Raw genomic sequence first — 20,862 nt, 5'->3', positions numbered from 1 at the left:
TCTTCTTTATCCTAATCGTTGGCGTGCATCGGCAGAACGCTTAAACGCTTGTCCAACATAGTTTATACTCAACATCAATACTAAAATTAGAATTGACGCAGGTAACCAGATCCATTGTCGATTCACTAAAACCTCACCGTTGCTGGCATAACCGATTAGCGTTCCTAAACTAGGAACATTTGCTGGTAAGCCAAACCCTAAGAAAGTCAAAGTGGTCTCGATCCCAATATTTGCTGCAAAGTTCATCGTTAAGTTGGTAATGATCAATGAACTTAAGTTAGGCATGATTTCACGGAACATGATTTTAAAATCACTTGTTCCCATTGTTTTTGAAGCACTCACATAATCACGCCTTGCTTCTGATAAAGTTTTACTTCTGAATAATCGAGCTTTAGCAACCCAATAAAATGCACTCATAATGAAGATGAACGACCAAACATTATATCTAGAGATAATCGATACAAATACGATAATAATCAACATAATCGGTAAAATCATAATGAAGTCAACGATACGCATCAAAATGTTATCGATGATCCCCCCATAAAACCCAGAAATGATCCCTAGTCCAACCCCGATAATCGAAGTGATGACTGTGATTGCAAAACCAATGGTGACGGAGTTTCTTGCACCGATAATCAGTTGTCCTAAAACATCCCGACCACCTTCATCTGCTCCTAAAATAAATTTTGTCCCCTCGGTAGAGATAGCACCTGGAGCTGCATATTTATCAAAGATGCTGACATACATTACTTTATCTTGGTCTGTAAATAACGCACCGATAAAGATAACTAACAATAAAATAACGAGTAAGCCTAATGAAAAAATGGCGATTTTATCTTTTTTAAATTCACGGGCAATCATTCGTAACCCCATTGGCGGGATACTTTCTTGCACAACGTCTTTCTTTTTATCACTCATTTGTCTTTTCTCCTTTCTGATTGAATTTTATTGGATACGGATACGTGGATCAACAATGCTCATGATGATATCTGAAAGCAAGGTTCCGATCAACGTCGCAATTCCTAAAATCAATACTAAGGAGGTAATAACTGTATAGTCACGTTGTCCGATCGAATCAATAAACAATTTACCGACTCCTGGATAGCCAAAAATCTTTTCAATAACTACTGAACCAGCAATCAAGGAAGTAATTTCATAACCCATTTGTGAAGCCATCGGCAATGCCGCGTTTCGGAAAATATGACGACTAAATACTTTATTGGTTGGTACCCCTTTTGAACGGGCAGTTCGCACAAAGTCTAAAGATTTTGAATCAATGACTTCGCTACGTAAATACTGGATCGTTACAGCTGTAGCTAAAAAGGCTTGCGTGATCGATGGTAAAATGATGTATTTCATGCGATCAATCAACTGGGTGAAAAAGCCCCCTTGGATTCCTAACGTCTGGGAGCCGCTGGTTGGGAACCAACCTAGACGATAACCAAATACAAATAACATAATCAATCCAAAGATAAATAACGGAACAGCAAAACTAAAGAAATTGTAGATTACAACAGCTTTATCCAAAAATGAGTTTTGGTATCTTCCCGCCAACATACCTAGTGGTACAGCAATCAAATAAGTAATGATAACTGTTAAGATCGACAAGTAAAGAGTATTGACGATACGCTCACCAATCAAATCAGAAACTGAACGTTTGTATAAGAAACTTTGACCGAAGTCTCCTTGTAACGCATTCCCGATCCATCGGAAATACTGGACATACCAAGGATCATTCAAACCAGCTGCCTGTCTCATTTGCTCGATGACTGCTGGATCTTGGTTGGGGTTGATCAACCCGGTAAAAGGATCTCCAGGCATCGCTTTTGCCAACATAAAGATCAAAATACTAAGAATAATAACTTGTGGGATCATTAATAATACACGTCGTAATATCGTTTTCCACATTAGCTAGCACCTCCATCTTTCAACGCTACTTTATGCGTCGGTGTGATCGTACGGAGATCGTACACTCGACCAGTTGCATCGTAGTACTCCTTTTGATTTTGGATGTACTCACGTTCCACTCTTCGTCGATTCTCTTTGTGTAACTCCCGATTTTCGACATCAATCCGAGGGATAGCAGACAGTAAACGTTTCGTATAGATATGACGTGGATCATTATAAATATCTTCTCGTGTACCAATTTCAACGAATCGACCTTTATACATAATTGCGATATTATCACACATATGTTTCACGACTCCCAAGTCATGAGAAATAAATAAATAACTTAAACCAAATTCTTGTTGGATTCGTTTCATGAAATTTAATACTTGCGCCTGAACGGATAAATCCAATGCAGAAACTGGTTCATCTGCTACGATGAGTTTTGGGTTTGTCGCAACTGCACGTGCAACCCCTAAACGTTGACGCTGTCCACCTGAAAACTCATGTGGATATTTATACAGCGCATCTTCCGGCATCCCTACGATATCCAGTAGATTTTTCACTTTTTTCTTTTCCTCTTGATCACTCAAACGTTCAAAGTTACGGATCGGTTCTGCAATAATATCCAATACTCGCTTTTTAGGATTCAAGCTGGACATTGAGTCTTGGAAGATCATTTGAACATCTTTGTTATAGCCAATTTTTTGTCGGTTACTTTTTTTAGTGACATCTTTACCTTCATAAATGATTTGTCCTGAAGTCACTTTTTCTAATCCAACGACTGCTTTCCCTGTCGTTGATTTACCAGAACCAGATTCTCCGACTAAGCCATACGTTTTTCCTTTTTCAATAATGAAGTCGACACCATCTACTGCATATACATGATCCGTTACTCGATTAAAGAATCCACTACGAATAGGATAGTGTACTTTCAAATCGCTGATTGTAATTAATTCTGTCATCTACACCTCTCCTTTTTCGTCTCTAAAGTGGAAATGTTTGTAGCAAGAGCAACGAACCAAATGATTCGGAGCAATTTCATGAAGGACAGGGTTTTCTTCGTGATCACTGGCTGGAATCCAAGGAATCCGAGGAGCAAAACGACAACCAGTTCGTGGCATATTTTTCAAAGAAGGAACAACGCCTTCAATCACATGGAGCTCAGCTTCATGGTTCCCCTCTTGAGGAATAGAGTTCAACAATGAACGGGTATAAGGGTGTTTAGGATTTTCAAAAAGTTCTTTGACCCCAGCTACTTCAACAAATTGACCGCCATACATTACCGCTACCCGATCAGCCATTTCTGCCACAACACCTAAGTCATGCGTGATCAGAATGATTCCTGTTTTGGTTTCTTCTTGTAAGTCTTTTAATAAATCAAGAATTTGCGCTTGAATCGTTACATCTAGCGCTGTCGTTGGCTCATCTGCAATAACAATCGGTGGCTTACACGCAATCGCAATGGCGATGATTACCCGCTGTCTCATCCCCCCAGATAATTCATGAGGATATTGTCGTCCGACTCTGGCAGGATTAGGAATCCCAACTTGCTCCAACAATTCCAAGGCACGAGCTTGCCGTTGTTCAGCGTTCATTTTGGTATGATAAGATAACCCTTCCTTAATTTGATCTTCAATACGCATCAAAGGGTTTAACGCAGATAACGGATCTTGGAAAATCATCCCAATATCATTCCCGCGGATTTTGTTATACAAAGTTTCATTCAATTCAATCAAGTTTAAATCATTATATAAAATTTCGCCTGTGATCTTTGTGTTGTTTGGATCAAGTAACCCCATAATAGTAGTCGCTAATGTACTTTTCCCGCAACCAGATTCTCCAACGATTGCTAAGATCTCGTTTTTATCTAATGTAAAAGAAACGTCATCTACTGCATCGTAATACTCATCTTTAAGACGGAAGCCTGTATGTAGGTTCTGAACATCTAATAGTTGATTATCTGACAATCGAATACCCCTCTCTGCTCCCTGGTTGGAAGTTTTCTTAATAAAAAATGATATCCCACAGAATAAAACGTTTTATAATAAGCGTTATTCTAAGGATAGTGCAATATATTATTAATAATTATATATAAAACCCCTCTACAATGCAAGAAAATTTCAGTCAGTTGCCAGAATTGTCAGAAAAATCTATTTAAAATAAAGATAAATCACTTGAAAAATTAAAAAAAAGTGAGTAAAGATCCGATTGATCTTTACTCACTTTCATGCTGATGATTAGTTAAGATGATTGCTGATGTAGTCAACTGCCCCACCAACTGTTTCAATTTGTTCTGCATCTTCGTCAGAAATTTCTGTTCCAAACTCATCTTCAAGTTCCAAAACAAATTCCATGATGCTGATTGAGTCAGCTTTTAGGTCATCTTTGATATTTAATTCATCAGTTACTTTATCTGTATCAATTTCAAAATGATTTGAAATAATTTTCGCTACTTTATTAAATACTTCTTCACGTGACAATGTTTTCACCTCCAACAATTATCAAAATTGCCGATTTCCTTCACCAAGGCTAATTTTACTGACATTTTCTAAGATTGTCCACCTTTTTTTCTATAGGGTCGTCGACGAGCAACCAGAAACATTATTCTGCAGGTTTTTCGAATTGTTCAACTAACTGCCCTACCACATTGGTTTCCAACATAGTGTGGATTTGTCTGATGGTATGTCTCACTGCATCTGGTCCAGTCGCACCGTGAGTTTTGATGACTGGTGCCTTTAATCCAAAAAGAACTGCTCCGCCATGTTTTGAATAATCCATTTCTGATTTTAATGAACGTAACCCATCTTTCAACAATAGTGCGCCCATTTTTCCTTTAAACCCTTCATTTAAAATGGCAGCTTTCAAAAGGTCCATCAGATTCATTGCTGTCCCCTCAATGGATTTCAATACTGCATTGCCTGTAAATCCATCGGTTACAACAACATCTGCTACCCCGTTCAATAGTTCCCTCGCTTCAACGTTTCCAATAAAATTCAAACTGGTTTCATTTTGAAGTAATTCGAAAGCTTTTTTAGTTAATTCGCTTCCTTTTGTTGCTTCCGTCCCATTATTCAATAAAGCAACTCGAGGTCTACCGATTCCTCGGACTTTTCTTGCATAAAATGAGCCTAAGATTCCATATTGTAATAAATGTTCCGGTTTATTTTCAGCATTTGCACCTAGATCAAGCATATCAAACCCTGCATTGGGTTGACCGACTACCGGTAAAGTAGACATCAGACCAGGGCGTTCGATGTTTTTGATACGACCAACAATAAAGAGTCCAGCTGCTAATAATGCGCCAGTGTTCCCCGCTGAAAAAATCGCGTCTGCTTCACCATTTTTGACAGCTTGTGCTGCCAAAACCATCGAAGCATTCTTCTTACGGCGAATGGCTTTAACTGGTTCATCATCACTATCGATTTTTTCATCTGTATGAATGATCGTCACATTGTGTTCTGTTGTTAGATATTTTCTTATTTCATTTTCCTTACCATAAAGGATAAATTCCACATCTGGGAAATCTTTTTGAGCTAAAGCCACACCTTCCACAATGGCTTGTGGTGCGTGATCTCCACCCATTGCATCTACGGCAATTTTCATTATTTCCACTCCTTTTTTATCATCACTATAAAGTATAGCACAGTCTATTAATCAAAATAACGATTATCTTGATTTTCCAAGTCTAAACTGCGGACCAAATGTTGGTATTCTGGCAATAGTTGCCAATCCTTTAACTGCCATAGCTTTTGTGCCTCATCACGAGCTACCTCTAATATATTACTATCTGTTACAAGATCAGCAATTGCAAATTGCGGTAAACCTGATTGGCGAAAACCAAATACTTCTCCTGGTCCACGCAACTCTAAATCTTTCTCACTTAGAATAAAGCCATTGTTCGTTTCTGTCATTATTTTCATTCGCTCAATCCCTAATTCATTTTTAGGATTAGCTACCAATACACAATAAGAAGCATCACTACCACGTCCAACACGTCCACGTAATTGATGTAACTGTGCTAATCCAAAACGATCAGCATCCATGATCAACATGACTGTAGCATTCGGAACATTTACACCCACTTCGATGACCGTCGTTGAAACCAAGATTTGCATCTTGTTTTCTTTAAATGTTTCCATAATTGCTTCTTTTTCCTGGTTCTTCATTTTACCATGTAACAATCCGACTTCATACTGAGGCGCAAAAAGCGCACTTAATTTTTCATAAATTTCAACAGCGTTTTTAACGTCTAATGCTTCTGACTCTTCAATCAACGGGCAAATGACATACATTTGATGTCCTTTCGCCAGTTCCTTCCATGTCCAATCTAACACACTATTTAATTGTGGCGTACGAACCCATCTCGTCTCTATTGGAATCCGGCCAGCTGGAAGTTCGTCAATTACCGAAACATCCATTTCTCCGTATGCAGTAATCGCTAAAGTCCGAGGAATTGGTGTGGCTGTCATAAATAAAACATCTGGACGCCAGCCTTTTTCACGGAGTACTTTTCGCTGATTCACACCAAAACGATGTTGTTCATCCGTAATAACTAAACCTAAGTGTTGAAATTCGACTCCTTCTTGAATCAACGCATGGGTACCGACAACGATATCGATTTCTCCTTGTTCCAGCAATTCGAGTAGTTCTCTTCGCTCTTTGGCTTTCGTCGAACCTGTTAACAGCGCAAGTTTAACTTCTTGCGCATCGAATAATTGGAGTAGACTTTCCATGTGTTGTTGTGCCAAAATTTCAGTTGGTACCATCAATGCGCCTTGAAACCCTGCAGTGACCGCCGCATATAAGGCAATTGCTGCAACAATCGTCTTTCCGCTACCTACATCACCTTGCAATAGGCGTTGCATATGTTGCGGACTTCTTAAGTCACGACAAATTTCATTCGTGACTCTTTTTTGGGCATCCGTCAATTCAAAAGGTAGTTTTTGAATAAATTGTTTCAAGCGCTGGATGTCATATAAAATTTCAATGCCATTTGTTTCTGCTTTTTCCGATTTTTTAAGCCCTTGAAGTCGCATTTGAAATAAAAAGAATTCTTCAAAGACAATTCTTCGTTTTGCTTGATGGTTTTCTTCATGATTTTTCGGAAAATGCATGCTTTTAACAGCTGTTGGCCGATCCAACAGTCGATATTTCTCAACTAATCCATTGGGAAGATTCTCTTCGATCAAATCACCATACTCTTCGAACCCTCTTCGAATCAAATCGACTAAAGTTGTTTGACGGATTGATTTATTGACATGATAGATTGGAGAAAAATCATCCACCGCTTGAGAACCCAAAATTTTCATACCATTTAATGACTTCCGTTTCGCATCCCATTTTCCATAGACAGCAATTTCTTCGGATAAGATCACTTTATCTTTCAAATATGGTTGGTTGAAAAAAGAAACATTGAAAACAGCATGATCCTGCATCATACGAAATTGGAGTCGATTCTTTTTGTATCCAAAGCGACTCATTACTGGTGGTGAAACAACCAGGCCTTTTAAAGTCACTTTTTCTTGATCAAGTATTTCATTTAAATTTCTTTCTTGAATGTCTTCATAGCGAAAAGGATAATAGGTCAATAGGTCTTCGATGGTTTGGATTCCCAGACTAGCAAGACTATCCGCCCTTTTTGCTCCCACACCGGCTAACATCGTCACTGGATCATTTAAAGACCTCATATTTCACCCTCCTTTACCGTATGTTTCACTATCAATCCATTCCTTAGAAATAGGGCTGCACCAACAACCTGGTACAGCCCCCGTTCTTTTACCGTTCGTTCAGGCGAAAAGGATTGTCCTTTTCTATTCTGCAGAGAATAAATACGGATAAACCGGTTGATCGCCTTGATGAATTTCAATTTCTAAATCTGGATATTGTTCAACTAATTTAGCTGATAATTCTTCTGCTTGATGAACCGAACCACCTTCACCTGCTAAAATCGTCACAATTTCTGTTTCTTCAGTGATCATTTTTTCTAAGGTAGCGAATGAAGTTGCCATCATGTCAGAATCTGAGATAACGATTTTCCCATCAATCATCCCTAAGAAATCGCCCTCAGTAATTTTCACACCATCAATGGTTGTGTCACGAATCGCATGAGTAATTTGCCCACTAACGACACTTGCAAGCATTTCTGTCATAGTCGCTTTGTTTTCTTCCAACGATACTTGATCATTAAATGAAAGCATCGCAGTTAATCCTTGAGAGATCGTTTTTGATGGTACGACCGCTACTGGGATATCTGCTACTTCAGCCGCTTGATCCGCAGCCATGAAGATATTTTTATTGTTTGGTAATACGATGACTTTATCCGCATTGACTTCCTTGATCGCTTTAACGATATCTTCCGTACTTGGGTTCATCGTTTGTCCACCACTAATGACGTAGTTTGCTCCTAAACTTTCAAATAACTCTTGCACTCCTTTACCGGCTGCAATCGCTACGATCCCATAAGGTGTACGAGCTGCTTTTTGTGGCTTCGCTTGCTCATCGTGTTCTAAAATCGTTTCATGCTGTAAACGCATGTTGTCGACTTTGATTTTTACTAATGAACCAAATTTTTGTCCATAATTTAATACTTCACCTGGATTTTCGGTATGCACGTGGACCTTAATGATCTCATCATCATTAACAACCAATAATGAATCACCGATTCCATCTAAGTAATTACGAAATTCTTCATAGTCAAATTGGCTATCAACGGTTGGTCCTTCACCGATTTTTACCATGATTTCTGTACAGTAACCATAATGGATATCTTCTGTTGCTAATTGACCTTGGACACTGCGATGATGCTCAGCATTGACCATTTCATCCATTTCAGCTGGTGATGGTTCATAGACTTCTGTCATTTTGAACTCACCATTCAAGGCACTTAAGAAGCCTTCATATACAAATAGCAAACCTTGACCGCCACTATCGACGACACCGACTTCTTTTAACACTGGTAACAAATCAGGTGTTTTCGCTAAGGCACGTTTCCCACCTTTTACCACAGCCGTCATCACTTCAACAACGTCGTCACTTGTTTTAGCTTTCTTTTCTCCAGCTTTTGCAGCTTCACGGGCTACTGTCAAAATGGTTCCTTCAACAGGCTTCATGACTGCTTTATAAGCTGTCTCAACGCCATGCGTAAAAGCCGCAGCTAAATCTGCAGCGTTTAACACTGTCACGTCAGGTATTTGCTTTGAAAAGCCTCGGAATAATTGAGACAAAATAACTCCTGAATTTCCTCTGGCTCCCATTAGTAGGCCTTTTGATAACATTGCTGCTAACTCGCCTACTTTTTCAGAAGTAGAATCAGCAACTGCTTTAGCTCCACTTGTCATAGATAAATTCATATTGGTACCTGTATCTCCATCAGGAACTGGGAATACATTTAACGAATTGACATATTCTGCATTTACTTGCAGACGATTCGCGCCCGCCTGAACCATTTCCTGGAATTGGCTTGCACTGATTTCTGTTACACTCACCTAGATAATCCTCCTTCAGATCGACTGCTGAATCATTCAGCAAGCCTTCTGCCTAGTCTGGCAGTACACGAACACCTTGGACGAAAACATTAACAGAATTGGCTGTTACACCTAGTAATGTCTCCAAGTTGTATTTTACTTTTTCTTGGACATTGCGAGAAACTTCTGAAATTTTTGTACCATAACTAATGATCGTATAAACATCTACTGCGATACCATTAGCTTCTTGGCGAACAACTACTCCTCGAGAATAATTTTCTTTTCGTAGAATTTCAGTAATATTATCTTTTATTTGGTTCTTGCTGGCCATTCCTACAACACCGAACACATCTGTTGCGGCGCCACCAACAACTGTTGCAATCACATCATTGGTAATTTCAATGGTTCCAGCTGACGTTTGAATTTTTACAGCCATGAATGAGCCTCCTTAACGGGCAAAATACTCCCATTTTTCTTCTATCATATTTTATCATAGCGTCACCCGAAATAAAAGGCAGTTACCCTAAAGTACTCAAAAACCGCTGAAAATTTTAAGATTAGTCCTGTATAATTTACAATTATTCCCATGGATTGTCAATTCTTGCTATGAAAAGACACTTGCATATTACCCCTTCATATGATATGTTATTCTGGTATGAGCTGAATTATTCTATCGCTCCAAATCGAGGTAAAGGGGGAAAATTACATGGCAAAAGTTTGTTACTTTACTGGTCGCAAGACAAAAAGTGGAAACAATCGTTCTCATGCGATGAACTCAACAAAACGTACTGTTAAACCTAACTTACAAAAAGTTCGCGTTATGATCGACGGAAAACCTAAAAAAGTTTGGGTGTCAACTCGTGCTTTGAAGTCAGGAAAAGTTGCACGCGTTTAATTGAATGAAGTTTGAACCGTTCGGTGCGTGAACGGTTTTTATTTTTATTATAATGCCTTACTTTTCATAAAAGAAGTTAGTTGAAAAGCCTACAAATGATCTTGATGAACGATCATTTGTAGGCTTTTTAGGTTTTGCCAAGTCCTTAATATTAAACATGTATTCTTTTAAAAACTGGTATTTTATTATTTATAAAATCAGTTTATATAAGTTTTTTTGCCTTTTATTTTCAAAATAAATGTTATTTATTATTGTTTTTTTATTTTTTTGGAAATGCCAAGTCTTTTCATGTAGTTAAAAATATGAATATGATAAACTAGAGATAACTTCATATTTCATAGAAATTTGGTGAATGAATCAATGAAAACAAAAATCAAACTTTTTTTAAAAGAAAATGGTCGTTATGCTTTTGCTAGTTTTCTGATCCCTTTTTTGATACTTGCGTTAGTTTACTTAAGTATCGGAATTTATCCAGGAAGTAGCCGAAGCATTCTTGCAAGTGATGCATTTTCTCAATTTTCAAATTTCCATGCAAGCTTTCGGAACATGTTATTAGGAAAGCAAAGTATTTTTTATACTTGGAACGCCTCATTAGGTCTGAATTATTTATCTTTAATTTCATATTACTTAGGCGGATTATTTACTCCGCTTGTTCTTTTGTTTCCTAATAATATGATGCCTGATGCTTTATATTTTCTAACTCTGCTTAAAGTTGGGTTTGCTGGATTATCTTTTTGGTTCCTTGCGCGGACGTATAAAATTCCACGTTGGGGACAAGTGGCTTTAAGTGTTAGCTATGCTTCGATCTCTTTCATTACCGCTCATTCTGAGATCATTATGTGGTTGGATGCGTTTATTTATCTTCCACTTATTATTTTGGGTATCCATCGGGTCATGGATTATAAACGACCAACATTATTATTTGTTAGTTACTTATTGCTCTTTTTATCCAGTTTTTATATGGGCTTTATGATTGGTATTTTTTCTTTTCTTTATTTTATGGCAAGGCTGTTTACAAAATGGTCACTCTACAAAAAATCGATTGTACCTTATGGGATTACTTCCTTATTAGCTGGTGGAGCATCAATGATCATTATTCTTCCAGCAGTCTTGGATCTCCGATCAAATGGCGAAACATTAACACAGATCACTACACTAAAAACCGAAGCTACCTCATATTTGGATATCATCATGAAAAACATGATCGGTGTCTATGACACAACCAAATATGGCTCCATTCCTTTTATTTATGCTGGTTTGTTTCCATTAGTTTTATGTCTATTTTATTTTGCTAGTCGAAAAATCAACTTAAAGAACAAACTTTTGTATGGTAGTTTATTTGCTTTATTGATTGCTAGTTTCTATCTTGTACCACTCAACCTCTTTTGGCATGGTATGCATGCGCCTAATATGTTTTTGTTCCGCTATTCCTATTTGTTTTCTTTTCTCGTCCTTTTGTTAGCGGCCAAAGGATGGGAACGAATAACTAAAGAGGATCAAGGCTTACTCCTAAGTATCATCATCATTTTAGCAGCAGTTTTTGCTATCGCATGGGGCCTTAAGCCTAATAATAGTTACTCTTATATTACAACGACATCGTTTGTCTTAACGATTGTTTTCTTGAGTCTTTACGCATTAACAATTGGCTTTTTCCAGCAACCAAAACAGCCCGTTAAATACCTTAGCTTATTGTTACTGTTACTGATGACAGGAGAAGCAAGTGTCAATACGAATAGTATGATTCATGGGATATTAGACGATTGGAATTATGCTTCACGAAGCTTATATACTGATCCTGCTCCTAGCATCAAGTCACTTGTTGATCAGACAAAACAAGAATCGGATACTTTTTATCGATTAGAAAATCTTGATCCGATTTCTCCTAATGATTCCATTAACTATGGCTATAGTGGTATCAGTTTGTTTTCTTCTATTAGAAACAGGAACTCTTCTGCTTATCTAGATTCGTTAGGCTTTCGTTCAAGAGGAACAAATCTTAATATCCGCTACGCAAACAATACGTTATTGATGGATGGGTTTACAGGAATAAAATATAATATTGCTAAAAACGACAGTAGCTTTAGCAAATATGGCTTTGTGAAAGAAAGTCAGAGCGGTGACTATACACTCTATAAAAATCTAAATGCTTTACCGCTAGCTTTTACAGCACCAGTAGATATCAATCACGTGGAACAACCATTAACTGACAATCTCACGAGTCAAACCAATTTGATCAATCGGCTGGCTGATTTAAATGAGCGGTATTTTACTTTCTACACACCAACTTTGAAAAGCCAACAAAACGTCACAGTAAATAAAACGTCTACCGGGGTGACTTATTCTGAAACCGCGAATAACCAGCCCAAAACGCTTACTTGGGAAGTGCGTGTACCAGCAAACACACAAGCTTATCTCAGTTTGTTCCCTACTAACTATGCCCAATTAGAAAGCTCTACCGCCACGATTACTGTCAACGGTGTGTCACGAAAGACTCAGATCAGTATTTCTGGACAATATTATGATCTAGGATATTATCCTCAAGACACAACAGTTACTTTCTCCGCTAGTTTTTATGGCACAAAAGAGGTTAGCTTTATGGAACCTAAAGTTCTTGGACTTGATGTTGTTGCTTATCAAGCAGCAATGAATCAAATCAAAGAAAATGGTGTTGCTATGAAAACGACCGGCCGAACAGCCACTGGTACTGTCAACACATCCGAAGAAAGAATGCTAGTCACAACGATCCCTTATGATGCTGGCTGGTCCGCAAAAATCGATGGAAAGGCAGTCAAAGTCGAAAACTTCAAAGATGCCTTTGTAATGATCAAACTACCTGCAGGCAAACATACCGTCACTTTTAGTTACTTACCTCAAGGTTTTATCATCGGATCGATTTTGTTCGTTCTTTGTATCGGACTTTTTATCCTATATGTGTGGTATCAAAAGAAAGAGCCCAAAGTAAATAAGCGATATAAACATAGTTAATGATCCACTCAGCGCCATCATTTCTAAAATTGAAATGATGGCGCTGATTTTTACGTTGATGACTCTTATAGTTCTGATTACTTATCTACTACCGTATTCAGTAATTTCATTATGTTCTGTTATCTTCCTTACAGGACTTGTGGAGCCTGCAATCCTTGACGTTGATTGCAGACTCGAACTTGATTCACGCCTTTTCTCCAAAAGCTCTCCTAAGCGTTGAACATCACCCTGTTGATTAGATGAACTGCCATTATTTAAATTCCCACCTCCGGAAAGAGAGGGTGAATTGTCAAGGATCCAATCGCTTATTTTTATTATTTCAACCTACAAAACATGTTCCGTCATGGCAAAACCTACCAAATAAAAAAAGACAGAAAGAAACTTTTCTTCTTTCTGTCCCAATTATTCTATCTCTCATAACCAACATCAATTTCTTATCATTCCTCAACGAAGTTAAAAAGTTAAATGTTCTGGTTTATTGATTACTTATCTGTCGTACCCAACGGCGCCCTTAGGATTATTTATCCGGCTTACAAGATTTGGAGATGCTGTAGAATGCATTTTGACCTCCTGTGTGCCGCAGTTTCCTAAAATTCCTCTCAGTTCTTTTTTCTGACCATTACTCAACCTACCGTTATCTACCTTGCCATTATTCACCTCTTCATTACTTAATTGTCTAGCTTTTTTTTGATATATTGAGTTGTCTTGCAAGTCTTTGATATTCGCATATGTAGCTCTAAACAAAGATGTTTTTTTGGTTTGAGAGGTAAGTTGATCTAAACTGCCTGTTTTTCCTTCTTCCTTGCTGTTTCCACTAAGCTGTGTTACTTCTGGATTTGTATTAATCTCTTTATCTGTTAAACTACTCTGGTTTGAAGTATTGGAGCTAGTTTTAGAGTTACAAGCGGGTTTGCCTAAACCGTCTGCTTCTCCTTTTATCTTACTAGCTAATGTAGTATTTATTGCTTCTGGAGTTGCATCATCTTTTTTATCCAATAAACTACTTCTACTTGATTGACCTTCTCCCACAGATAATCGTGGTTCCTTTAAGTGTTGACTTTCGATTAACTCATCCGTTTCAAATACATTGTTTATTTTTGAAACTTGTTCATTTAATGTGTATTCATTTTCCTTACTGAGAATCATCCTACTATCTATGTTATGTATACCTGCTTTTTTTAACGTATTGCTTGTGCTGAGATCGTAATAATTATAGCTTTTTGTTGCGACTGAATTTTCCGCTTTTGTCATTAGGATAAAAACATTTCGTTTCAACCCTTTTTTCATTGCAATTTGATAACGAACTTCTAGTAAATCTCGTAAATTTTCTTTAAAGCTTGGAGTGTCTATATACCCGTTTTGATACGCCGTAATAATCTCATCATATAATTTCTTTTTTGTTTTCCTCAAATCTTTTATTCCTAATTTTACATACTCACTTCGTTCTTTTGAAATTTCAGGAACAGCATTTTCCAAGTCATTTTTGTACTTATAGGTGTTAGCTTCTATCAAGCCATTATGTTCAAGTACCTGAAATATTTTAGAACAGAGTTCGTTTATCTTCTTCTTCGATTCATTCCAGGTTATTTCACTATCCGCTTTCTTTAATTCTTGATATTCTTTATCAATAGATTGCCATTCACTGAAGTTAGTCCCCGACGTTTTTAAATGATCTGCCAGTGTCAATTGAAACGACCCATAGAGTCGTTGCGGATTTTCCCCTATTCTTGGAGCATATTTTTCACAAAACTCGCGCAGGTCAATACTAGAAACACGATCCACGTTTCTTACGACATAAAGATGAAGACGGACATCACGTAGTCGTCCTATAGTCCATTTAATAGACTCATTCAAACTAGAGGTTTCTTGCTTTCTTGATTGTTTAATCAACGAAGCAAGTGATTTATTGTACTTCTCTTCTAGTTGCTTTAGTTCCTTCTTATTTTTAGTATGAATGTCAAAGTCAAATGTTTTATGATTATAGCTTCTATGAGTTAAACGTTCTTTGCTATTTGTTATAAGTATATTTTTACTATCTATATCGTGTATCCTTGCTTTTTGTAAAGTTTTGCTTCGACTTAGATCGTAATAGTCATAGCTATGTCGATCATTTAGGTATTGTAATTTTTTATTCAATTCAGGTTGAAGTTTGTTATGCAAAAGCTTAACTAAACTCCTTGCTTTTTCTAAATCTTTTGTTTTTAACTTCTTTATTTGCTTATAGAGCTCACCAATTTCTTTTAGATCTTCTTTTGATGGTTTATCTAAATAATCTACTGATTGTTCTGGAGGGTCTGAGATTCCATTAGAAAGAGCAACTATTTTTTTTTGTATGTTTGATTCAATGGTTGCCCTTCTACGCTTCGATCATCAAACAAATGATCTTTATGATACAAAGCGTGAACATCAATACCGAATTGTTTTTTAAGCTGATTTCTAGCAAGAATTTGGTATCGTATGTTTAACAAGTTACGTAATTTTTCTTTCGATTGATTGGTATCCAAATCCCCTTTTTCATAAGCTGGGATGATTTCTTTGTACAAATCTTCTTTCTCGTGTTTCAACTCTTTCATTGTTAGCTTACTATAGTCAACGATCATGGCTTGGTTTTCGTTAGCCCCAGCATTCTCCCATGGGTCTGCAGCTTGTTCAAACTCATCCTCAGAATCCGAACTATCGTCAAAAATTTGAGAGTAAGTAATAGGGTTATGGCTTGATGTTCCTAAATATGTATCTTCTTCAGTTTCCATAAAATAACTCTCCTTTCGTTAATAAACCTACTAAGTCCTTCACATTATATACTCAAAACAAGTGGTCCCTAGTCCATTTTTTTCTTTATTTTTAAAATTTAAGTTCTGTGATAGTAACAGAGGATTCAGTAAACTGATTGATCTATTTTAGAATTTACCCGTAGTACGCAAGCTTACCTGAGTCTTCCAATTAGGAACTCCAAAAATAAAATAACACAAATGATACATCCTGGCTGAATGCTTCTGTCACTCTTGATGCTTTATTTATCTATTAGTTAAAAAGAACGATCATTTCTAGTTACAGGTTTCGATCGACTGTTAGAAACACCATTTGTTGGTTGTAAATGATCATTTCTAGTTACAGGTTTCGGTCGACTATTAGAAAAACTATTTGTTGATGGTAAATTATACCGAAGGACCTTCTGATGATTGCTGGTTTTTTTGATAAAGTTCAGTCATTTTATTTTTGTAAATTTGATTTAAAGGTTGTATTGATTCTAAAGTTTGTTCCAAACTTGATTCTATAGCTGGCATAGTAAATAATGACTCTTTTAGATAAAAAATGGAAATATCTATACCAATACTTTGTTCAAATTCTTTTTTTATTGCAAGTTGATATCTTATTTCCAACAAATTAGATAGATTTTCTTTAAATGTTTCGGTATTTACCTCCCCTTTTTTAGATAACGCAATAATAGTTTTATACAATTCTTTTTTTGTTTGTTGCAATTGTTTTATTGTCATTTGATGATACTTAGATCGTATTACCTGCTCTTTAGGGATACCATCGTTCTTTTTATCTTCCATGGTGCTTACCTTGTCCTATTGATTGCTCATTTTCCATAAATTTTTTCTCCCTTCGCTCTTTCAGTCCCTATGTCATAGGTAAATTATAATGTTGTGGTGTCTTTTTTTGTCCCTTACTTTTTTGTCTATTTATTCATAAAACTACCGACCCCCAGAAGTTAGTTTTTGAGCTAATCTTTAGGGATCGGTACAAAAATGATTTTAGATTCTTTAACTGTTTGTTTTACATTTTATAATTTAAATTAGACACTAGTCTCTCTTAATAAATCATTACTAGGCTTTCCTTTAGACGGATCAAATTGTTGATTTTGCGCATCCTGCTGTACTTTACTTTGTGCTCCATTTATTATATTTAATAATCGTCCTTGGTCATTTTCTGGATTCATTCCCTTATTTTTATTCACTTCAGCGTAAAGGGGTTCTATTTTTTTCACAGGATCTGGTAAATACTCACGGCAATCTTTAATTCCTAAGTTCTTTAATGTAGGACACTCATTAATAGGGGTATTAATGTGATAAAATGGTTGTTCGATTAGCGTGTATTGATTAAGTAGCTTATCTATTTCTGGTAGTAGCTTTATGAACTCTTCATTCGCCCTTTTATATGATCCCTCTTTATCCAATCGTTTTATATAATTGACCTTATTAATAATCCAAGCTCTATCTTGAGCATAATCAACCTTTTTGGATTCTAAATAGTTCTTCGCTATTCTAGCCTTATATTGATCCATATTAAAAAATTCATTCAACTTCCCAACTGATACCGGGTCAGCACTCCTTGTCACATCCTGAAATCTTTTGCTAACCTCCTGTGTAAAATCATCCACCAGATCAGGACTTTTATCTTTTAATTGCGTTGCTGCTGTCTCCTGCCATGCATGAATAATTTTTTGGGGATCAACGTTGTTTCGCTCAGCAAATTTGTGACAAAATTTCTCATAGTCCATCCCAAGCATGTGTTCGATCGTTTTTCTAGTCTCAAGTTGATGATGGATGTCACGTAAGTTGCTTAGATTAGTGATGAATTCTTTTTCATGCACATCCTTATTTAGTGAAGTTTTAGCATTTTTAAAAAGCTTATAAAATTTAGTAACTTGTTTATTGAAAACCAATTCAAGTTCCTTTAACTCTTTTTTGCTTTGTTTAACGTACTGCAAGTTTTTAGTATCAGGTGACGGATAATTAAACTTTAATCGATTCGAAGCATCCAATATCTTCTCAACATTTCCCCATTTATGAAGACCGGCCTTTTTCAACGTTTTACTTTTACTCAAATCGTAATAATCATAGGTCGATAAGTTATTAGGTATATTTTTGTTCAATGCTTCTACTATAAGTGGATAAATCTGTGCAGCTGATTCTCTTCCAGACAATGTTTGATTGGTATTAAATTGATGTTTCATTTTCTGATATAATTTAGCTCTTTTTTTCTTATTCTCATCTTTAGTATTGTCAGTTGTTACTTGTGGTATATTAGTTTTCGTTTGGTTTATAAAATTACTGATTGCAGCATCATATTTGTTTATCATGTCTGGATTGTCTCTACCTAAAAATTTAGAATTATTTAAAATTTTTGTGAAATCAAAACCAACCTTTTGAATCAGTTCTTTTTTTATGGCGATTTTATAGCGAATATCTAGTAATCTCTCTACTTTTTCAGAAAATTCTTTTGTACCTACTTTATGTTCTTTAGATAACTGAATGATCTCTTTATATAGTTTTTGCTTTTCATTTCTTAAAGAGTTCATGGATTGCCAAAGTTCCGGTTTTGGACCTTGATCCCGGTTATTATCTACGACTTCATAATCATTATTAATATCCGCAACTTCATCATAGATGCTAAAAGATATTGAAGACGTGGTAGAAGCATTACTTGGACGAGGAGTTGGCTCTAAACTTACTTCCTCAAGATTCCCGTTCTTCCTATAACTGTCTACTTCATAATATTCAACTGGTTCGTCATACCCATTATCCTCAACAGCACTTGAACGAGAAGTTAGCTCCTCAGGATTCCCGTTCTCCCCATAAATGTCTACTTCATCATATTCAACTGGTTTGTCATACCCATTATCCTCAACAGCATGATTTCCGTTTTGTCCTTGACTCGTAAGTTGGGAACTATGTATTGTGTTGTCCTCTGAACTGTTTTTTAGACTCTCTTGTTGTTTCTTTTGGAATTCTTTAAATTTCATTTTAACCACTTCTGCTAAACTAACCGAAGAGTTTTGGCTATTAGCACCAACACTTAAATCTTGCCTTCGAATTTGTTTTAAACCAAGTTGTTCCCTTACTTGATGTATCATGTGATATGTATTTAAAAAATTCTTTCTCTGAAATAATAGAGATTCTATTACTGCAGTGTCAGTCATTCCATCAGGAGCAATACCCTCGTCTTTTTTTAATAGGTTCAAATTGTTCTTAGTAGCTTCCCAACCTTCTTCAATTGAACTAATTAGCTGTTCTCTTTCATGCGGTCTAGCTTTCTTCAGTGATTCCACTCCATCACTAATACTTTTGTTATATGCTAGTATATCTTGTAAAATACCATCTGAATCTTGCTTTTTTTCGCTTACAGCACGTGTAAATAAACGTGTGCTTTTACTTGCTACTAGCCTTTCATGTGCCTTTAGTTTAGTTTTTATAGTATTCGGTATCATTTCAGTTAAGTTCATCACTGCTACTTCTAGTTTTTCTTTGGTTAATTGCTTATTGTCTTTCGATAACGTTTTCTTTGTTTCTTCACTTATTTTTTTATGAAATGTTTCGCTATCATAAAATCCTAGATTGTTAGCTATCGCTATAAGGTCTCCATGTATAGTCTCCAATGTTTCCTGATTATTTTCCATTAATGTTTCCTGATTATTTTCCATTAAAAAATCTCCCTCCGTTAAGTTAGTCCATATTGTATACTAAAATCCAATCATTCCTTTACCTATTTTTTCTTTTTTTTAAAATTTATGTTTCGCTTAGTAAAAATGTTTGACATTCGTACACATCGTCTAACTTAATATCTAGTCATTATTTTTCATATCTACTCTTCCAATATTTAGCTGAGTACTGAACTCGATTCGCATATTCATAAAACAAAATCATGAATTGAAGCATTCTATCCTACAAAAATGGCTCACCTTGAGTAGCTATGGTACGTTCTCAAATAATTAAACAACAGGTATACTCACTAGCCGTATAAAATCCATCTGAATTCTTTATTTAAGGGTTGATTATCAGCTATTACCTAGATAAAGATTGTCCATTTGTCACAGTATTTTGGGAAATTCTATTTTTTTCTAACTCCGCACCTTGTTTTGCTCTATCACAAGCTTCGTTTATAGAACTCTTTGTTTCAAAAAACTTAGTTAACGCTTTGACATTTGTTTTTGGTACCAGTTGATTGGTTTTATTGTTATGTTTTTCTTGATCAACTTCTAGTTTCGAAGAAGTGTTTGCCGTAAGATCTGTTCTTGTTGGCTCAGGTTGCTCTAGCTTCTCCTTACTCGGTAATGTCAAAGGGATGTTTTCTGTAAATTCTTTTTTTGCTGACTCGGGTTGTTTTGGTTTCTCTTCGCTCAATAGTTTCGAAGGATTATCGTCTGCCGAGTTTTCTACTGTTTGTTCTACTGATATTTTCTGTGCCGTTAGTTTATTTAACATTAACTGGTTTAATACATTATCAAAGATTGATCGTTGCAGTTTTTGATCACCTTGTAGTTTTGAAGAATTGTTTTCCGTAAGATCTATTCTTGTTGACTCGGGTTGTCCTGACTTCTCCTCACTCGGTAATATCAAAGAGGTGTTTTCTGTAAATTCTTTTTTTGCAGACTCTGCTGTTCTTTCTTGTGCTACTGGATTATTTAACTTTATTTGGTTTAATACATCAACGAATTTTCTTCTATGCTCTCCTTGATCAGAAGGTTTAGTTTTTGACGATTCCTTTGTTATTGGCACTGGTATTACTGTTGTCTGATGTATGGGCAGGTTCTTTAGGAATATGTTACCCATAGCGTTTTTAAAAATTTCTTTCTCAGTTGCTGTCATAGCCATAAACGATTTTGAACCGGTTGTTTCTCCC

The 20,862-nt window shown here is 36.2% G+C and carries 15 protein-coding genes and 1 pseudogene; 2 read left to right on the top strand and 14 right to left on the bottom strand.

The annotated features are described in order from the left end of the window. Positions 1-6: 6 nt before the first annotated feature. The 9 genes from AB3H90_RS07350 to AB3H90_RS07310 all read right to left on the bottom strand — a co-directional run bounded on the left by AB3H90_RS07350 (position 7) and on the right by AB3H90_RS07310 (position 9,792). Positions 7-921, bottom strand: coding sequence for an ABC transporter permease (locus tag AB3H90_RS07350; RefSeq protein WP_010720416.1), 915 nt, complete (start codon positions 919-921; stop codon positions 7-9). Positions 922-948: 27 nt separating this feature from the next. Then, positions 949-1,911, bottom strand: a complete 963-nt coding sequence (opp4B, locus tag AB3H90_RS07345; RefSeq protein ID WP_010720417.1) for an oligopeptide ABC transporter permease — start codon at positions 1,909-1,911, stop codon at positions 949-951. Beyond that, positions 1,911-2,855: an ABC transporter ATP-binding protein gene (locus tag AB3H90_RS07340; protein WP_010720418.1), complete on the bottom strand. Its 945-nt coding sequence runs from the start codon at positions 2,853-2,855 to the stop codon at positions 1,911-1,913. The genes opp4B and AB3H90_RS07340 overlap by 1 nt, the downstream gene beginning before the upstream one ends. Beyond that, positions 2,856-3,860 (bottom strand): ABC transporter ATP-binding protein, encoded by a 1,005-nt coding sequence (locus AB3H90_RS07335; RefSeq protein WP_010736807.1) that lies wholly within the window; start codon positions 3,858-3,860, stop codon positions 2,856-2,858. Between the two features lie 270 nt (positions 3,861-4,130). Beyond that, positions 4,131-4,373 (bottom strand): acyl carrier protein, encoded by a 243-nt coding sequence (gene acpP / locus AB3H90_RS07330; protein WP_010720420.1) that lies wholly within the window; start codon positions 4,371-4,373, stop codon positions 4,131-4,133. A gap of 121 nt (positions 4,374-4,494) precedes the next feature. After that, on the bottom strand, positions 4,495-5,496 hold the full coding sequence (plsX, locus tag AB3H90_RS07325) for a phosphate acyltransferase PlsX (RefSeq protein WP_010720421.1): 1,002 nt from the start codon (positions 5,494-5,496) through the stop codon (positions 4,495-4,497). 47 nt (positions 5,497-5,543) lie between these two features. Further along, a complete protein-coding gene (gene recG, locus AB3H90_RS07320) occupies positions 5,544-7,580 on the bottom strand; it encodes an ATP-dependent DNA helicase RecG (protein ID WP_034698627.1) in 2,037 nt (678 codons plus the stop codon). 123 nt (positions 7,581-7,703) lie between these two features. Continuing rightward, on the bottom strand, positions 7,704-9,377 hold the full coding sequence (locus AB3H90_RS07315) for a DAK2 domain-containing protein (RefSeq protein WP_034698624.1): 1,674 nt from the start codon (positions 9,375-9,377) through the stop codon (positions 7,704-7,706). A 52-nt stretch (positions 9,378-9,429) separates the two neighbouring features. Further along, positions 9,430-9,792 carry an Asp23/Gls24 family envelope stress response protein gene (locus tag AB3H90_RS07310; RefSeq protein ID WP_010720424.1) on the bottom strand — a complete coding sequence of 121 codons (363 nt, stop codon included), beginning with the start codon at positions 9,790-9,792 and terminating at the stop codon, positions 9,430-9,432. 270 nt (positions 9,793-10,062) lie between these two features. On the opposite strand from AB3H90_RS07310, the gene rpmB reads away from it, so the two are divergent. Together rpmB and AB3H90_RS07300 are read left to right on the top strand one after the other, a co-directional pair. After that, positions 10,063-10,251, top strand: a complete 189-nt coding sequence (gene rpmB, locus AB3H90_RS07305) for a 50S ribosomal protein L28 (protein ID WP_010720425.1) — start codon at positions 10,063-10,065, stop codon at positions 10,249-10,251. A gap of 360 nt (positions 10,252-10,611) precedes the next feature. Then, a complete protein-coding gene (locus AB3H90_RS07300; protein ID WP_368016473.1) occupies positions 10,612-13,236 on the top strand; it encodes a YfhO family protein in 2,625 nt (874 codons plus the stop codon). A gap of 486 nt (positions 13,237-13,722) precedes the next feature. Here the strand turns inward: AB3H90_RS07300 and AB3H90_RS07295 are convergent, their stop codons facing one another. The 5 genes and pseudogenes from AB3H90_RS07295 to AB3H90_RS07275 all read right to left on the bottom strand — a co-directional run. Next, a complete protein-coding gene (locus AB3H90_RS07295) occupies positions 13,723-15,396 on the bottom strand; it encodes a hypothetical protein (RefSeq protein ID WP_368016472.1) in 1,674 nt (557 codons plus the stop codon). Positions 15,397-15,554: 158 nt separating this feature from the next. Beyond that, the gene (locus AB3H90_RS07290; RefSeq protein WP_368016471.1) at positions 15,555-15,986 is read right to left on the bottom strand and encodes a hypothetical protein; all 432 of its coding nucleotides are present in this window, start codon (positions 15,984-15,986) and stop codon (positions 15,555-15,557) included. Between the two features lie 405 nt (positions 15,987-16,391). After that, complete coding sequence (locus tag AB3H90_RS07285; protein ID WP_368016470.1) at positions 16,392-16,793, bottom strand: hypothetical protein; 402 nt, start codon at positions 16,791-16,793, stop codon at positions 16,392-16,394. 242 nt (positions 16,794-17,035) lie between these two features. Then, the gene (locus AB3H90_RS07280; RefSeq protein WP_368016469.1) at positions 17,036-19,663 is read right to left on the bottom strand and encodes a hypothetical protein; all 2,628 of its coding nucleotides are present in this window, start codon (positions 19,661-19,663) and stop codon (positions 17,036-17,038) included. Between the two features lie 361 nt (positions 19,664-20,024). Then, a pseudogene (locus AB3H90_RS07275) lies at positions 20,025-20,862 on the bottom strand (hypothetical protein); the annotation flags it as partial.

This window comes from Enterococcus sp. C63, from assembly GCF_040887215.1.
Taxonomy (GTDB): domain Bacteria; phylum Bacillota; class Bacilli; order Lactobacillales; family Enterococcaceae; genus Enterococcus_B; species Enterococcus_B hirae.
This window is presented reverse-complemented; position numbering and strand designations above follow the sequence as displayed.

What these genes read in the sequence shown, in the direction of transcription:
- AB3H90_RS07350 (WP_010720416.1), bottom strand. Translation starts at nt 921, where the DNA reads ATGAGTGATAAAAAGAAAGACGTTGTGCAAGAAAGTATCCCGCCAATG.
- opp4B (WP_010720417.1), bottom strand. Translation starts at nt 1,911, where the DNA reads ATGTGGAAAACGATATTACGACGTGTATTATTAATGATCCCACAAGTT.
- AB3H90_RS07340 (WP_010720418.1), bottom strand. Translation starts at nt 2,855, where the DNA reads ATGACAGAATTAATTACAATCAGCGATTTGAAAGTACACTATCCTATT.
- plsX (WP_010720421.1), bottom strand. Translation starts at nt 5,496, where the DNA reads ATGAAAATTGCCGTAGATGCAATGGGTGGAGATCACGCACCACAAGCC.
- recG (WP_034698627.1), bottom strand. Translation starts at nt 7,580, where the DNA reads ATGAGGTCTTTAAATGATCCAGTGACGATGTTAGCCGGTGTGGGAGCA.
- AB3H90_RS07310 (WP_010720424.1), bottom strand. Translation starts at nt 9,792, where the DNA reads ATGGCTGTAAAAATTCAAACGTCAGCTGGAACCATTGAAATTACCAAT.
- rpmB (WP_010720425.1), top strand. Translation starts at nt 10,063, where the DNA reads ATGGCAAAAGTTTGTTACTTTACTGGTCGCAAGACAAAAAGTGGAAAC.
- AB3H90_RS07300 (WP_368016473.1), top strand. Translation starts at nt 10,612, where the DNA reads ATGAAAACAAAAATCAAACTTTTTTTAAAAGAAAATGGTCGTTATGCT.
- AB3H90_RS07290 (WP_368016471.1), bottom strand. Translation starts at nt 15,986, where the DNA reads ATGGAAACTGAAGAAGATACATATTTAGGAACATCAAGCCATAACCCT.
- AB3H90_RS07285 (WP_368016470.1), bottom strand. Translation starts at nt 16,793, where the DNA reads ATGGAAGATAAAAAGAACGATGGTATCCCTAAAGAGCAGGTAATACGA.
- AB3H90_RS07280 (WP_368016469.1), bottom strand. Translation starts at nt 19,663, where the DNA reads ATGGAAAATAATCAGGAAACATTAATGGAAAATAATCAGGAAACATTG.